Source organism: Bacillus sp. P4_D3 (genome assembly GCF_056401855.1).
The window spans coordinates 1-16,805 of record NZ_JBFUIN010000052.1 but is presented as its reverse complement, the minus strand read 5'-3'; the positions used below and the strand labels follow the sequence as shown (position 1 = coordinate 16,805).

Annotated in this window: 15 protein-coding genes and 1 pseudogene; 5 read left to right on the top strand and 11 right to left on the bottom strand. The window is 36.2% G+C overall.

From position 1 onward, the window contains the following. Positions 1–591 (bottom strand): oligopeptide:H+ symporter (locus AC1DTM_RS09840; protein WP_477000198.1); only part of this gene is annotated, 591 nt, incomplete at its 3' end. 255 nt (positions 592–846) lie between these two features. Between AC1DTM_RS09840 and brnQ1 the strand changes: the two genes are divergently transcribed. Further along, positions 847–2,148, top strand: a complete 1,302-nt coding sequence (gene brnQ1 / locus AC1DTM_RS09835) for a branched-chain amino acid transport system II carrier protein BrnQ1 (RefSeq protein ID WP_016103559.1) — start codon at positions 847–849, stop codon at positions 2,146–2,148. A gap of 138 nt (positions 2,149–2,286) precedes the next feature. Beyond that, positions 2,287–4,008, top strand: a complete 1,722-nt coding sequence (locus AC1DTM_RS09830) for a DUF2339 domain-containing protein (RefSeq protein ID WP_016103560.1) — start codon at positions 2,287–2,289, stop codon at positions 4,006–4,008. A gap of 41 nt (positions 4,009–4,049) precedes the next feature. On the opposite strand, the gene AC1DTM_RS09825 is transcribed toward AC1DTM_RS09830, so the two are convergent. After that, positions 4,050–5,597: a hypothetical protein gene (locus AC1DTM_RS09825; RefSeq protein WP_016103561.1), complete on the bottom strand. Its 1,548-nt coding sequence runs from the start codon at positions 5,595–5,597 to the stop codon at positions 4,050–4,052. Between the two features lie 173 nt (positions 5,598–5,770). Further along, positions 5,771–7,162: an amino acid permease gene (locus AC1DTM_RS09820; protein WP_016103562.1), complete on the bottom strand. Its 1,392-nt coding sequence runs from the start codon at positions 7,160–7,162 to the stop codon at positions 5,771–5,773. 280 nt (positions 7,163–7,442) lie between these two features. On the opposite strand from AC1DTM_RS09820, the gene AC1DTM_RS09815 reads away from it, so the two are divergent. From AC1DTM_RS09815 to AC1DTM_RS09805, 3 genes are all read left to right on the top strand, one after another. Beyond that, on the top strand, positions 7,443–8,735 hold the full coding sequence (locus tag AC1DTM_RS09815; protein WP_002159265.1) for an NCS2 family permease: 1,293 nt from the start codon (positions 7,443–7,445) through the stop codon (positions 8,733–8,735). A 289-nt stretch (positions 8,736–9,024) separates the two neighbouring features. Continuing rightward, positions 9,025–9,225: a helix-turn-helix transcriptional regulator gene (locus AC1DTM_RS09810; RefSeq protein WP_016103563.1), complete on the top strand. Its 201-nt coding sequence runs from the start codon at positions 9,025–9,027 to the stop codon at positions 9,223–9,225. Between the two features lie 4 nt (positions 9,226–9,229). Further along, positions 9,230–9,664: a hypothetical protein gene (locus AC1DTM_RS09805; protein ID WP_016103564.1), complete on the top strand. Its 435-nt coding sequence runs from the start codon at positions 9,230–9,232 to the stop codon at positions 9,662–9,664. A gap of 33 nt (positions 9,665–9,697) precedes the next feature. Here the strand turns inward: AC1DTM_RS09805 and AC1DTM_RS09800 are convergent, their stop codons facing one another. From AC1DTM_RS09800 to AC1DTM_RS09765, 8 genes and pseudogenes are all read right to left on the bottom strand, one after another. Next, complete coding sequence (locus AC1DTM_RS09800) at positions 9,698–10,135, bottom strand: GNAT family N-acetyltransferase (RefSeq protein ID WP_002159263.1); 438 nt, start codon at positions 10,133–10,135, stop codon at positions 9,698–9,700. Positions 10,136–10,149: 14 nt separating this feature from the next. After that, positions 10,150–10,440: a DUF4022 family protein gene (locus tag AC1DTM_RS09795; protein ID WP_016103565.1), complete on the bottom strand. Its 291-nt coding sequence runs from the start codon at positions 10,438–10,440 to the stop codon at positions 10,150–10,152. Between the two features lie 18 nt (positions 10,441–10,458). Further along, positions 10,459–12,288 (bottom strand): monovalent cation:proton antiporter family protein, encoded by a 1,830-nt coding sequence (locus AC1DTM_RS09790; protein ID WP_016103566.1) that lies wholly within the window; start codon positions 12,286–12,288, stop codon positions 10,459–10,461. Positions 12,289–12,509: 221 nt separating this feature from the next. Continuing rightward, positions 12,510–12,815: a cytochrome aa3 quinol oxidase subunit IV gene (gene qoxD / locus AC1DTM_RS09785; RefSeq protein ID WP_002159260.1), complete on the bottom strand. Its 306-nt coding sequence runs from the start codon at positions 12,813–12,815 to the stop codon at positions 12,510–12,512. After that, complete coding sequence (gene qoxC, locus AC1DTM_RS09780; RefSeq protein WP_002029841.1) at positions 12,816–13,418, bottom strand: cytochrome aa3 quinol oxidase subunit III; 603 nt, start codon at positions 13,416–13,418, stop codon at positions 12,816–12,818. 13 nt (positions 13,419–13,431) lie between these two features. Continuing rightward, a complete protein-coding gene (gene qoxB / locus AC1DTM_RS09775; protein ID WP_002159259.1) occupies positions 13,432–15,366 on the bottom strand; it encodes a cytochrome aa3 quinol oxidase subunit I in 1,935 nt (644 codons plus the stop codon). A gap of 33 nt (positions 15,367–15,399) precedes the next feature. After that, complete coding sequence (locus AC1DTM_RS09770) at positions 15,400–16,275, bottom strand: cytochrome aa3 quinol oxidase subunit II (RefSeq protein ID WP_002159258.1); 876 nt, start codon at positions 16,273–16,275, stop codon at positions 15,400–15,402. Between the two features lie 294 nt (positions 16,276–16,569). Continuing rightward, positions 16,570–16,805, bottom strand: a pseudogene (locus AC1DTM_RS09765) (hypothetical protein); the annotation flags it as partial.

The window sequence follows — 16,805 nt, the reverse complement described above, 5'->3', positions numbered from 1 at the left end:
TAAGAAACCGTAACGGAATCCGTAATGAACAACACCGTCCACTGTTGTTTTAAATAAATTTTCTGATAAAAATCCGCAAACGAGTGGAGCTAAAAATGAACCGACGTTAATACCCATATAGAATATTGTAAATGCACTATCACGTTTTGGATCGTGCTCTTCGTATAATTCTCCAACAAGTGTAGAGATATTCGGTTTGAAGAATCCATTACCGATAATAATAAGCGCTAATCCGAGGTATAGACCGGCTTGGTTTTGCAAGGCAAATAGTGTAAGGTTACCGATTGCCATTGTTATACCACCAATTGTGATGGCTTTTCGTTTACCTAGAAAACGGTCTGTTAAGTATCCACCGATCAATGGTGTGAAATAACAAGCACCAGTATAAAATCCGTAAATAGAGAGTGCCCAAGCGGGACTAAACCCAAGACCACCACTTACTAAAGCTGTTGTTAAATATAATGTTAATAATCCTCGTAATCCATAGTAACTAAACCTTTCCCACATTTCTGTAAAGAAGAGTAAGTATAAACCGGGAGGATGTTTCTTTTTTCTTTGTTGTTCTCTTTCTAGTTGCATCGTTGATTCCATGTGATTTTTCCTCCTGACACAAACAAAAAACAAAGTTAATAGTTTTGTATATTTAATATTTTACTTTATTAACTATTAAAAGTCAATAAAGGTTGATTTTTCAGAAGAAATTGGAAAAGGGAAGTAGATATAGAATGGGTGTTTCTTTTGTGGTAGACTATGGACTATGTTTTCTTTGTAAGGAAGCGGATTATCGCGTTTTTCCTACGTGTGGAATAGATCTCATGCGAGATGAAATTGAAGAAGGAGAAAGAAATGAAATTGTTACAGAAAAAAGAAATTTTGCTTATTAGTCTTATGTTATTCTCTATGTTCTTTGGAGCGGGAAATCTTATATTCCCACCTTTCCTTGGATACGAAGCGGGAGAGCATGTGTGGATTGCATTGCTAGGTTTTATTATGTCAGCAACAGGGCTTCCGATATTAGGTGTTATCGCTATTGCGAAAGCAGGGAGCTTTCAAACGTTAGCGGGCAGGGTTCATTCTTCATTTGCAATTATTTTTCCATGTATTGTGTACTTATTTATTGGACCAGGTCTTGGTATACCACGTGCAGGAAGTTTAGCTTTTGAAATGGGACCAGGTCAGTTGTTCCCAGAAGCGGGTAGCGTAGTTTTGTTATTGTACACGGCTATTTTCTTTAGCATTGTTTACTGGTTAAGTTTATCTCCGTCCAAATTAATGGGCTTGTTTGGAAAGGTGTTAACGCCTTTATTATTATGTATGATTGCCATTATATTTATAAAAAGTATGTTTACATCAGTAGGCGGTGTGAAAGAGCCTACAGGAAATTATGGACAAGCTCCTATGTTTCAAGGATTTTTAGATGGTTATTTAACGATGGATGCATTAGCGGCTTTAATCTTTGGGATTGTTATTGCAAATGCTCTGCGTGCAAAAGGTGTAGAGGATGATAAAGGTTTAGCGAAATATATGAGCATTGCTGGTATTGGAGCAGGGCTTTTATTATCTATTATTTATGTCATTCTTGGATATGTTGGCTCAATTAGTGGTTCATTGGGTACATTTGATAACGGTGCGAAAGTGTTAGCACAAGTTATGACGACATTATTTGGACAAGGTGGGTTAGTTTTATTAGGTCTTATTTTTACTGTCGCTTGTCTATGCGTTTCCATAGGACTTGTTACGTCTTGTAGTCAATTTTTCGCAAGTGTATTTCCGAAAGTATCTTATAAAGCTTGGGCATTTATATTAAGTTTTGTTAGTATGGTTTTAGCTAATTTAGGATTAACGCAAATTTTAAAAGTATCGGTACCGATTCTTGGATTTATTTATCCAGTTGCACTAACGCTTATTATTTTAGGGTTATTCCATAAGTATATTGGAAAGTATGTATACGTATATTCGGTAACGATTGGGCTCGTAGCGGCATTTAGTGCGATTGATGTTTTAAACAAAAGTGTACTGATGAATAAATGGACACCACTACTAAAAATGCTTCCGTTTTATACAGAAGGTGTAGGATGGATTGTTCCGGCATTTGTAGGTGTCTGCCTCGGTGTAATTGTTAGTATCGCTATAAATAAGAAGAAATAAGTAAGAGGTGTTTTCCTATTTGGGAAAACACCTTTCTTTTTTTGGAAAAATAGTATTGAACATGAATAGACTAAGAGTATGATAAAGGTAATTGGTAATATATAGGTCAAGTGAAAAATCGATGATGAGGGGGATTGTATGAAGGAGGATTTAAATAAGAAAATAGAAGCGCTCGAAACGGCAATTGAAACGATGCAAGAGACACTTTATGAATTGAAAGCGAAACAAAGAAAAATAGAAGTAGATAAAGTTCAACAAAATGTTAATAAGGAAAAGAAAGAATATATTGAAGCAGTAAGTAATGAAAAGTTACAAGAAGATGTTGTTAAGAAGAGGGAGTCCATGCAAGATCCAGAGGTGAAACAAGTAGATATATCTGCATTTAAACCAGAACCATTTAATATTATAAAGTTTTGTCAAACATGGTTACCACGCATATTTGTCGGTATTATGCTACTTGGCGTTATTTGGTTATTTAAAGCAGGGGTAAATGCCGGATTGTTAACACCAGCGATACGGGTTGTGTTTGGCATCGTACTATCTGCCGGTTTGTATTATGTAGGAGATATACAAATTAAAAGAGAGCGGCAAGCGTTAGGGTTAGTATTAGCTGGAGGAAGTATTACGGGAATTGTTTTAACAACGTTTGCGGCACATTATTTATATGAATTTATTCCTGCAAGTATTGCGTTTATTTGCAACATTATATGGATTATTTTAGGGATTTATTTAGCGAAAAGGTATAGATCGGAATACCTCGCTATTTTCGTGGCAGTGGGAGCATTTTTTGTTCCTTTCTTGTTAAATAGTACGACTCCTAATACGTATATTTTCTTTAGTTATGAGACGATATTAACAATTAGTCTATTATGGTATGCATTGAGAAACCGTTATAAGTACTTGTATATGATTTCTTATGTTGTGGCGGCAATTGTCCTATTTGTCTTCTTTGCTGTTATGTCAATATTAGTAGAGAATGTGCAAGTACAGTTAACAGTTGTATACGGCGCAATTCATTTACTATTATTTTGGCATATGTTTTCGGAGAGAAGTTTTATACAAGAAGCAAGATTGGCGATATTTAGTGCGAATGCAGTTTTCTTTATTTTAGCCATTTCTCAAATTCCTGAATTTACAACGTGGGGATTAGTTATAAGTGCATTCGTGCATGTTGTTATGTTCGCACTTGAATATAGGAAGAATAAACATTCTGTATTTACAAATCTAATATTTGGCTTTGCAATGGGGTCATTTAGTTTAGCGATTTTATACGAGTACAGTTTGGTGAATGCAGCAATCGTATTATTGTTACAAGGTTTCCTCGGTATGGTTACTGCTATTAAAGTAAAGCAAAATATTAAATTGTATGTAAGTGCAACGATTTATGCGATTGGAATGGTGCAGACGATTTTTAGCCCGTTTGATCAGTTCATTTCGGCAGGATTTGTCGCTCATATTATTTTGATAGGAACGTTCTATTATTGCATGAGACAAGCGAAAGAAGTGTTAGCGAGTTTTGGTAAATATGTTTATTCCATAGCGCTCTACTCGTTAATGGTCATTGTATTTATTACAATTACTAGGATCGGTGAAGTTCTTTCTACAGATGGAAGTATAATTAGCGTATCTGTATCGTTATTATGGATGGTATATGCGTTATTTGCAGTTTGGTTTGGCCGTTATAGACAGATGAACGAAATATTATATGCTGGCTTAGTCGTATTAGTAGTAACAGTAGGGAAGTTATTCCTTCTCGACCTACCAGAGGTGTCGATGATGATTAGGGCGGTGTTATTCTTAATCGTTGGTAGTATAGGTATCGTTATTTCAAGAATGTTTTTCTCAAAAGAAGAGAAGTGAAAAAAAAGGCAATCCATATGTGGATTGCCTTTTACTGTACTTTACTTCTTACCAATCGTTACAGTTTCACTATATTTCGCTGTCGTATTTTGACGTAGACGAAGTGTTGCTTGTCCAGTTGTATTTGGATCAAGTTGTACATTCACAATTTTTTCAGCAGATCCTTGGTTATTTGTGATGAAAGAGAATGCACTGCTATATCCGAAAGAAGATGGCCAAGTGCCATTTGTATTTTGAACTTTTGCCACCTGTGTTCCGCCAGTTGTGAAGATACCTAAAGAATAATTATTGTACGTTGTATTTGGTAATAAGTTATTTACTTGAATCTTCAGTTGGAACACCTCATTGTTTGGTAGAATGCTAGGGTGCGTAATTACGTAATCACTCGTTGTCACTGCACCGTTATAGCCGTATGAACCTGGTTTGAAAGTATTTGTATTGAACCACTGGTAACCTTGACTTGGTGCGCTCCAAGGTTCTGGTTGTGGTTCTGTTGATAAACTTGGTTGTTCAAATGTTTGTAGAGCTGTAGGTGCATCAAGCTGTAAACCACTCACTTGATCTAAGCTTGTAAATGTTTCTTGCTTCGCTAACCAATTCACGATGTTTTCTAATAGAACAGCATCGTTTTCTTCTTTATAACCATCATAAGTTTTCTTTGATTGACCTGAATCTTCACGAACATATTTTGGCGTAGCATCTTCAACAGGAGAAGAATCACCAATAAAGGCTGCTTTTCCAAGGCCAATTTTCGAAATAGCAGCATAAGGACCCTCTGCAACGCCACCACCGTTATAAACGCCGCTATCAACAGCGTTATTCCATTTTGATGGATTTTCTGGAAGATATACAAGGCCTTTCGCTAGTTTTGGATTTGTAATCGCAAGAGTAGAGCCGGCATGCATTGCTACAGATGAAACGCCAGTTGTAATTCCGAATGATTGTGCAGGTGAGACAATATTTTTAGCTGAAACATCACCAAGTGCGTTATAGCGGAAACGAATACCGAAATTATCGGATAGCCAATCAGAGCTTTCGACTCCTTGCATAGCCTGTGAATTTACTTCGTCACTAGACATGCCTTTTGCTGGATTATCCCATGCACCGCGTCTATAGCCATTGAACACTTCTGAGGAGTCCCAGCGGTTTTTATTACGATCTGCATTATAATGATCGGCAATGAAGAAGATACTTCCGCCATTTTTTACGTATTGTAACATTGCATCTTGTTCAGATTTTTTGTAAGGAATATTGGCTTCTGGAACGATAAACACATTGTAGTTTTTTAAATCTTCGTATGTAATAGGTGCTGATTTACGAAGTTCTTTTACATGATATCCGTTTTGGGCAATGCCATTTCCGAAATCAGAAAAACCGCCATCAATAACCCAGTCAGCTGTCCCGGCAGTTTGACCGTGCGTATTATCGAATAATACTTTTTTCCCATTGTTTTGATTTGCAATTTTCGCAGCAATTTCAGGAGCTGGATCTACAGAGCTTTCGGCATAAGTAGATGGAACATAAGCGCTTCCTAAACTGATTGTAATTGCTGTTGCTAAAGAAAATTGAACCCATTTTTTATTCTTCATAGAAGAATCCCCCTAATAATAAATATATGTGCTTTAATAATGTAATTTATTTTTCTGTAAAAATAAAGATAGAAAATATTAAATAGTGTAAAGATAACGTTAATTAGATTGAGAAATATTTGTGTGAATAATGAAAAAATCTCTCCCTAGTAAAGTAGGAAGAGATCGTGGACTTAACTAATTTTTGAATTAGATGATTCATCAAGTTTATGGAACCCTTTCATGTAATACACGATAGCTAAGCCGATAAGCCAAATTGGCCCGACGATTAATGCGATTCGTGTATCTTCTGAATAGGCCATTATACCCAGTACAAGTACAAGGAAGCCGAGTGAGAAATATGAACTCAATGGGTGTAAAGGCATTTTATATGCTAGCTTATCCTTTTTATTAGTTTGTAACCCTTTACGGAATTTAATTTGAGCGACTAATATAATACCCCAAGTCCAAATTGCCCCGAAAGTTGAAATACTAGTTAGCCATGTAAACACTTTTGCAGGAACAAGATAGTTTAATATAACGCCAACGAGTAAAACGATTGCTGTTGCGATAATTCCTTGACTCGGAATACCATTTTTATTTAAACGACCGAATCTTTCGGGTGCTTTCTTTTGTTGTGCTAATGTAAATAGCATACGGCCTGTACTAAACAAACCACCGTTACAAGAAGAAAGAGCTGCTGTTAACACAACAAAGTTAATAATGCCCGCTGCCTTTGCGATACCAATTTGCTGGAATGTTAGCACGAAGGGACTTCCTTTTTCGCCAAGTTCGTTCCAAGGGTAAATTGCCATCATAACGAATAGAGCTCCAACGTAGAATATTAAAATTCTCCAAAATACGTTATCAATTGCTTTTGCGAGTGTCTTTTTCGGATTTTGAGCCTCACCAGCTGTAACTCCGATAAGTTCGACTCCTAAATAAGCGAATAATACCATTTGTAAGGAAAGTAATAATCCAGAGAAGCCATTTGGGAACCAGCCCCCATGTTCCCAAAGATTTGAAATACCAGTTGCAACGCCGCCATTTCCAAATCCGAATAGAATAATACCAAAGCCAATCACTATCATACAGATAATTGTGACAATTTTGATGAGAGCAAACCAAAACTCAAGTTCTCCAAATACTTTCACAGATAAGAAGTTGAAAGCACTCATTAATAAAAGAGCTAGTAATGCCCAAGTCCAGCGCGGGATATCAGGGAACCAGTACTGCATGTAAATGCCTGCTGCTGTAATTTCCGCCATACAAGTAACAACCCATAAAAACCAGTAATTCCAGCCTGTAATATACCCAGCTAGTGGGCTGATGTAATCATTTGCATATTTACTAAAAGAGCCAGCAACCGGTTGTTCAATTGCCATTTCTCCGAGTGCGCGCATAATGAAGAAAATAACGAGTCCGGCAATCATATAGCCTAGTAAAATAGATGGGCCAGCTAGTTTAATAGCGGAAGCTGATCCTAAAAATAGTCCAACGCCAATAGCTGAACCGAGAGACATTAAAGTAATATGCCTTTGTTTTAAGCCACGGTTTAAATTTTCAGATTTGTTTGTTTGCTGCATAAGAAGAATACCCCCTGTAGAGTGAACAATATTTGAATGAATCCACTAAATATTTAACTATTTCAAATTATAAAACATTTCTATCTGTTATGCTACAAAAATAATCATAATACACTGTACTACATCTGTATTTGTCAGACTTAAACTTAAAATTCTAACTATTAGAGAATATATTGACTCTTCTTTTTATTGATTGTTAAGATTAAGTATTACATTTTCTCACATACTAATAAGAAAAGAATGTGTGATAATAATTCAAGTGTAGGAAGGGTACATAAGTATGTTTCAATTACAAAAGTATAACACTTCTGTGAAGCAAGAAATTTTAGCTGGCATCACAACTTTTTTTACATTTGCGTATATTCTTGTCATCAATCCGAAAATATTATCTGATGCAGGTGTACCATTTGATCAAGCATTTACAGCAACTATTATTGCGACAGTTGTTGGAACGCTATGTATGGCGTTTTTAGCTAACTATCCAATTGTTATTGCTCCAGCTATGGGAATGAATGCATATTTTGCTTATTCTGTTGTTCAACAGGCAGAGGGGATTACATATGTCATTGCGTTTTCGGCAGTATTTGTAACAGGTATTATTTTTCTTTTATTATCTTTCACCTCGTTTAGGCAAAAGCTAATTGTCGCAATTCCTGACAGTTTAAAACATGCAATTGCAGGTGGAATCGGATTATTTATTGCTTTTATTGGATTGCGACTTTCGGGTATTATCGTTGACCATCCATCTAACTTAGTTACAATCGGAGACTTTCATTCACCGGCTGTTATTTTAACAATAGTTGGTTTAGTGTTAGCGGCGGTATTAATGGTATTACGTGTTAGTGGTGCATTGTTTATTAGTATGATTGTGACAGGGATTATTGCTTTCTTTACAGGGCAATTAAAGTTTGAAAATAACATTGTCGCAATGCCACATTTACCAGAAGGAATTATTGTTTCAAACCCTATCAATGCATTTTCAGATGTAATTCAATACGGTTTATATGGGGTTATTTTTTCATTCTTACTTGTACTTTTATTTGATACAACAGGTGCGTTACTTGGTTTAATTAAACAAGCAGGTTTAAATACAGATAACACTGAAAAGCGCTTTGGTAAGGCGTTCATTGCAGATGCAATTGGCGGGACGACAGGTTCTATCTTTGGGACAAGCCCGACAGCAGCGACAATTGAATCGTCAGCTGGAATTGCGGCAGGTGGTAAAACTGGATTGACAGGTATTGTAGTAGTTTGTTTAACGATTATAACGGCATTCTTTAGCCCTGTTATTGCTTCTTTATCAAATGTAGCGGCTATTACAGCCCCATCACTAATTATAGTAGGGAGTTTAATGGCACAAAGCATTCGTGATATTAATTGGGATGAGTTTGAAGATGCATTACCAGCATTTTTAATTTTCGTTGGTATTCCGTTAACATCTAGTATTGCGAATGGAATTGCAATCGGATTTTTAGTGTATCCAATCTTAAAGATTGTGAAGGGAAAAGGGATGGAAGTACATCCGTTACTATACTTATTTACAATTTTATTTGGATGTCATTTATTCTTATAATATAGATATAGAAAGAGGGCTTCTTATGAGAGGCTCTTTTTTTGTGTATAATAAAGTGAAACTATAAGCAGTGGGGCTTTTGTTTATCCCCACTGCTTATTAGCCTTCACCAATCGGGCGTTTACGGGCAGCAGGGCTCCCACCTAACTTCTTTGCTCCAGCCGAATTTTGAGGTGGGAGTTTTACTGCCCACAAATAGCGAGATAAGGTGAAAATTAAACCGAATTTGTAAAGTATAAATTACTTAATGACATATATATGTTACAATAAAGATAGAGGAGGAACATGAATGGCTGTAAGTAAAATAAAAGTCGCGCGTGTTCAGTTAGATTTAACACAGCAACAATTAGCAGAAAAAGTAGGCGTTACAAGGCAAACGATTAGTTTAATTGAGAAGGGGAAATACAATCCGTCTTTAGATTTATGTATGAAAATTTGTTATGCGGTAGATAAAACATTGAATGATTTGTTTTGGGAGGAAAAGGAGTGATAGGGTGAAAATTGTGAAAGATGAACGTTTAATGATAGAAGGGTTAAAACATATTAGGCTAGCTTTCATCTTACAAAATATCGTCATACTAGGTGTTGTCTTTTACCGTTACGTCTTGCAAGGGGCAGGTTATGAAAGTGTTTCGGATTTATTAATGGTATTTATGGGCGGGATAATAGTTATTAACTTTTTAAACTTAAAAAATTCGGTGGAAGTGTATGAGCATACAGGGGGAGTATCTCGTAGTTATTTCATGAAGCTATTATTCATTCCAGTAGGTATTGTTATTGGTATTTTAGCTATTTGTATCATTGTAACACCGGATATTTCGATAAAGGAAATTAGTATAACAGGACTTATTATGTTTGCTTGCTTTTTAATTCCTAGTTTGTTTATATACATATATATGAAAAAAATAAAAAGTGAAGATGAAATATAAGAAAAGCTTTCTGCATATTGCAGAAAGCTTTTCTTATATTTCTTTATACATTACTTTATGGAGTCCTATTGGATCAATCTCGAAGATTTCACCATGCTCATGGAAACCTAATCCTTTGTAATAATCCGCTACGGTAATTCGGGCATTACACCATAGAATATTTGCTTCGCGTTCTTGGAGGACTTGTTCAGCTTTACGGATTAAGGAAGTGCCAGCATGCTGGTTTCGGAAATTAGGTAATGTTGCCATTCCTCGTAGACGATAATGGGTACCAGCTTGTAAGGCAGGGTATAGTTCTTTTGAAAAGGAGGCGATGCTAACAAGTTCATCATGTAGAAATGCACCTAAGTGGAAGGAGTCTATTTCGTAATCTGAATCGTATTTACAATCTTCTAATGATTGATTGGGACGCAAAATCTTTTGGCGTAATAAGTATGTTTCAGATGCATCAATATGTTTCACTGTAATCATAATATCATCCTTTCTTATAAGCCTTTTTCTATAAGTTGTAAGAAGAAATATGCGGGTGCGACGAGAAGTCCTAGTATGCTAGCGGTTCCGAGAAGGAGTGAAAGTAAGAGACAAAAGTACTTAATTCCATTCGATTTTTTCCATCCGTAGCTACAAATTTCAATGCTAATACCGATGAGAATAATGGCGACGAGTACTTCTGCTAATAATAAGAGAGCTAAAGTTGAAATAGACATAATGTTATTCATCCCCATAATACGTGATAGTAACATTTTACCATATGAAAATGAAAAAATGCCCCTCATTTATGTGAGGGGCATTTTCTACTCTAATATATTTTTCATTGTATCAATATGTTCTTTTGAACCCGTTACAAGTAAAGTATCGCCATACTGTAACTTCGTATCACCATGTGGTATTAATGCTTTATTACCACGGTAAATTTGAATGACAAGTACATCACCTAAAAACGGAAGGCGACGAAGTGCTAAGCCGTTATATTTATTACTTCGTAGTGCAACCTCACGCACCGTTTCATTTGCTGTTGTAATTAAGCGAACGAGACTTGGTTTATCAATAAGTGCACGTAATAAAATACGTGTAGAGTTAATAGTCGAGAATACAGCGATATGTTCTTGAGTCGCCTTTTCTTGTAGAAGGGGATCTTCTACACTTGCGATGACGTGTTCAACACCTAATTCTTTTGCGTGTTCTGCTAATAATAAGTTTTGTTCATCATCACTTGTCGCAACAACAACACGGTCTGCTTCGAAAGCTTTTTGTTCCATTAAAGATTGAATAGTAATCTCATCTAATTTTACAATAGGGAAGTCATGAGATTTCGCTTCCTCATCATTTATTTTATTTTGACGTATCATATATAGTGTTACGTCATACTCTTCACGTTTTAAATCAAGTGATAGCGGAAGGGTAATTCTGCTTGCACCAATAATAGATACTTTCGGTTTTGGTGTTTCCACTTTTGGAAACATCTTGTTAAATAATATAGGTGCAAAAATACAAGTAATAACTGCGCTTAAAATAAGAGATGCTGATAAACTTGGGCTAATGATGCCTAGCTTTTCACCGATTTGTGCAGCCGCAATAACTAAAGAAAGTGTTGATGTTAACAAAATAGCACTTCCGAGTACGATATTGCGTGGGTACCATTTTCGTAAGACGAGTGATGGCAACAGTTTTGAAATAAAGAGTCCCACAATTAGAATTGGGATCATTAGCATACTAGAAGGCTCTTTAAAAATAGACCATACTTCTAGATTTACACCAACCATTACGAAGAAAATAGGGATGAAGAAACCATATCCGATGGAATCAAGTTTTTCAACCATATCTTCATTTGGTGATAATAAAGATACGAGTACACCTGCTAAAAAGGCTCCCAAAATATTTTCTGCCCCAACAGATTCAGATAATCCAACTAATATTAAGATAAGTGCAAAAACAGCTCGTGTATCAATTTGTACACTACCGGCTTTTAGGCTTTCTAGGTATGGAATATTTTTAAAACGTCTTGCGACAAAGTAAATTACAATACCAGCACCGAATAGAAGAAGTAGAAGCCACATACTTTGGCCACTTTCGGAATTTAATCCGACGAATACCGCGAGTAAAATCATTGTAACTAAGTCTGCAATAACAGCGACTAATAAAATGATTTGCCCGATTGCGGTTTTTCCTAAGTTATTTTCTTTTAATGTGGGCACAACGACACCTAAAGAAATAGTTGAAATAATTAAAGTCATGAACATGGCATTGTCTACGAATCCTAGCCATACGAATAGTAATGATAGGGCATAAGATAAAATGAAAATAAATAAGAAGATAATGCTTGCTGCTTGGAATGTGTTTGGTTCGTTTGTCGTATTCTTTTTCCCTTTTTGCTTAAAGATCGAAAAGTCAATTTCTAAACCACTTAAAAACATTAGGAAGATAAACCCTAGTGTTGATAAGACTTGAAGCCACATATCTGGCTCAATGATGTTAAATCCACTTTTACCTACAAAGATTCCTGCGATAATTTCTGCAACAACGACAGGAAGTGCTTTTAATTTAAAGCGCTGTAACAAAAGGGGAACGAAAAACGTGATTGCGACAACAACCATCAGTGATAGAACAGAAGAATGATGTTCCACTGCGTTCTCTCCCTTCAAATAAATATAGTACCTATTTAGCCATATAATAGGTAGAAAAGCAACGCATATGGATTCGATTTCATAAAGAAAGAGTTTTCTTAACATTTGTCATAATAAGTATATTTTTCATGATTTTGTTGTTAATTCCGTAATGTGGATGTAATAGGGGGAGAGAATAAAAAAAGACTGCCGAGGAATCTCAGCAGTCTTTTTCATGCAAATTACATTGAGAAGAAAATCCATACAGTAAGACCAACTGTTGCAATTGCAACGAAGAAACTGTATATCATTGTAAGGATTTGAATGCTTCCTTCTCCTTCTTTTAAGTGCATGAACATAATTAATTGTAATAACGCTTGCGCAACTGCCATGATGATGATAGTTGTTAATATCGTTGAAAGTGGCAGGTTTGTGTAAAGTGCCACGTATAACGCTAGAAACGTTAGTGCAAGCGATAAAATAAATCCGAAAACGTGTGACCATGGGAATCCGCTATGCGCATTTGCTTGATTGTTATTTTGATCCATTTACGCCACCATCCCGTTCAAGTAAACTAGTGTGTAAATAAAGACCCAAACAAGATCAAGGAAATGCCAGTATAAGCTGATAATAAATACTTTACGAGCTGTAACTGGTGTTAAACCTCGTTTTAAAATTTGGATAATAACACAAGTTGCCCAAATGATACCACCTGTTACGTGGGCACCATGCGTTCCAAGAAGAACGAAGAATGCAGATAAGAAGGCACTTGTTTGAATAGTTGCGCCTTCACCAACGTACAAAATGAATTCTTCAATTTCAAAGAATAGGAAGCCTGCACCTAAAAGTAAAGTCAGGATAAACCAAGCTAACATTCCTTTTTGATTGTGTTTACGCATTTCGTGAATTGCGATACCACATGTAAAACTACTTGTTAAAAGTAACAGTGTTTGAATTAAAAGTGTTTTAACTTCAAACAATTGCGCTGGTGTTGGGCCATCAGCCGTACGACCAGCAAGGACTAGATAAGAGGCGAAAAGTGTTGCGAACAGCATAATTTCAGCCCCAAGAAAAATCCAGAATCCTAGGATATTCAATCTGCTTTGTTCAGATTGATATTCCAAAGGTAAGCTTTTATCTAAAGCCGCCATGTCATTTCACCTCTCATGCTATATGTTCTGTTTCTTTAATTTCTTCAATGCTTACGTAGTAGCCATCATCATAATCGAATGAACGATAGATTAAGCAACCTAAAATACCAATACCACCGATTGCTGCAATCCAGAACCAGCTAAATACTAATGCAAAACCTGCAAGACCGAAGAATGCAGACATAATAATAGGCACACCAGAATTACTTGGCATGTGAATTGGTTTTAATTCATCTGCTGTTGGTGTAATTGTTTCTCCACGTTTTTTCATGAACCAGAAAGCATCAGCTTCTTTAATTTCAGGAAGTTTCGCGAAGTTGTAATGTTGTACAGGAGAGTGAGTTGCCCATTCAAGTGTACGGCCATCCCATGGATCTCCAGTTGTGTCACGTTCACCGTGACGTGCACTCCAAATTACGTTGTAACAAAGAATTACGAATCCGATACCCATCATTACTGCGCCGACAGATGCGATTTGGTTCAACCAACCCCATCCAAGGCTTTCAGAGTAAGTGTACATACGACGAGTCATACCATCTAAACCTAGGAAGTACATTGGGAAGAAACAGATGTTAAATCCGCTCATAAAGATCCAGAATGTCCATTTACCAAGGCGTTCATTTAGCATATGACCTGTCATTTTTGGATACCAGAATGTGAATCCAGCAAGCATAGCGAATACTGTACCTGCGATTAATACGTAGTGGAAATGAGCGACTAGGAAGTAGCTGTTATGGTATTGATAATCAGCTGCTGCCATTCCAAGCATAACCCCTGTAACTCCACCAACTACGAAGTTTGGAATAAATGCCAATGACCAAAGCATTGGAACTGTAAAACGAATACGTCCTTTATACAGCGTAAACAACCAGTTAAATATTTTAACACCGGTTGGAATCGAAATCGCCATTGTCGAAATCGAGAAGAACGAGTTAACCGCTGGACCTGCACCCATCGTGAAGAAGTGATGAAGCCATACGACGAAACTTAGTAAAGAAATTGCAACCATTGAGTATACCATCGCACTGTAACCGAATAGACGTTTACGTGAGAATGTACTAATGATTTCAGAGAAAATACCGAATGCCGGTAAAATAACGATATATACTTCAGGGTGACCCCATACCCAGAACAAGTTGGCCCAGAGCATTGGCATACCGCCGCTCGCCATCGTAAAGAAGTGAGCATCAAATAGACGGTCAAATGTCATTAATGCAAGAGCTACTGTTAATACTGGGAAAGCGAAAATAATGATTACACATGTAATTAAAATAGACCATGTAAACATTGGCATTTTCATTAATTTCATTCCAGGTGTACGCATTTTTAAAATAGTAACTAGGAAGTTAATACCTGTCATTAACGTACCAAGACCTGAAATCTGTAAGGCGATTGCGTAGAAGTTATTTCCTACACCAGGAGTAAACTCTGTACCCGCCATTGGGAAGTAAGAAGTCCACCCAGCGTCTGGAGAACCACCGATTACGAAAGCGATGTTGAATAACATTGCTCCAATAAAGAATAACCAGAAACTTAAAGCATTTAAGAACGGATATGCAACGTCACGAGCACCAATTTGTAATGGTACGACGACGTTCATTAATCCTAGAACGAATGGCATCGCCATGAAAAGAATCATAACTGTACCATGTGTTGTAAAGATTCCGTTATAGTGTTCAGCGTTTAAATATGTTGTATCTGGGAATGTTAACTGGGCACGAATCATTAAACCGTCCATACCACCACGGAATAACATTATAACGGCAGAGATAATATACATGGTTCCTATTTTTTTATGGTCAACAGTTGTTAACCATTCATCCCAAAGCCATCTCCATTTTTTGTACTTTGTTAGTACGAAAAGAATCGCTAATGTCACAAGAACGATAGATGCGTCAGCTCCGTAAATAATCGGGTCACCTGTGACAAAAAATTCATCAAGCTTCACTGTGTTCACTCCAATCTGTTGGAATAATAGCTATTATTTTTTGTTTTTGTAGTAGTTGTAATCACAATATTCAAGTGATTTTGGATCTACATAACTTAAGTGATGACTAGAGAATGTCATACGACCAACTACACCAGGTTTAACAATATCGTTGTACTTATCTTCTGTTAGTTTAGGAGCAGTTTCTTGTACTTCTTTTACCCACTTGTCATACTTTTCTTTTGTTTTTGCTTCAACTTCGAACTCCATGTGAGTGAATCCTTCACCAGAGAAGTTCGAGCTACGACCTAGGTAAGAACCTGGTTTGTCAGCTTGTAAATATAAGTCCATGATCATGCCATCCATTGTATACTTCATACCACCAAGTTCTGGTACCCAGAAAGCATTCATTGGACCTACAGAAGTCAGTTTAAATTGAATTGGTACACCAGCTGGGATGTTTAAATAGTTAACGGTTTCAATTTTTTCCTCCGGGTAACTAAATAACCATTTCCAGTTTGCAGATGTAACATAAATTTCAACTGGTTTAATATGTTTGGACTCTTGCGGAACCTCTTCCGAAGCATAAGTTGCTTTAACTGTTGGAATCGATAATGCGATAACGATAATAACAGGAATAATCGTCCAAATGATTTCTAATAATGTGTTACCGTGTTGATCAGGTGGCTCATAGTCCATATTCTCTGGTTTTTCACGATAACGAATCAAGATGACTGTAAACAAGATGAATACAATTGCGATAATTAATGACATAAGCAAGAATGACCAAACAATTAAATCATACTGTGCCTTTGCAACAGGTCCTTGCGGGTTTAATACTGCTAGTTTTTTATCACAGCCACCGAGGAACAGAACTAATGATAACGGAAGAAGCGAAGCCAACTTCCAAAATGCTTTCTTTAGTTGCACGATTGAAAATCTCCTTTCTCCTTGGATTGAAACTATGCCAATAAAACAATATAAACCTATTAATTTATAGTTGGCAATAGTTTTTATTATATTGTTAAAAAATAGACACAAATGCACGCTTTTTAAGGTGAATATCATTTGTAACTTGATAACATTGTAAACTATTTTCCAGATAAAAACGTTATTGTGAGAATTTTAAGATAAATAAAGTTATACCAACATATCCAATAAATAGAAAAAAATTATCTTATCATAAGAAAGATTACTGAATTTTTAGTATATTCAACTTGTTACCTAGGTTATATTTCTTTTTTGTTCAAATGTGACAACTTTCCGAATGTTTAATTTGGTATAAAATATAGCAAATGAGTATAAATGGAATCCCGCAAGACAGAGAAATTCTCTGATCTGGAATAAAGGCTAAACTAACAAATGTAAGGAAATTGAATGAGAAAGCTACGATTGGAACTATTGGATAAAGTGGTGTACGGTATTTTAAATCTGCTTGTTCTACTTGTTGATTCATATGC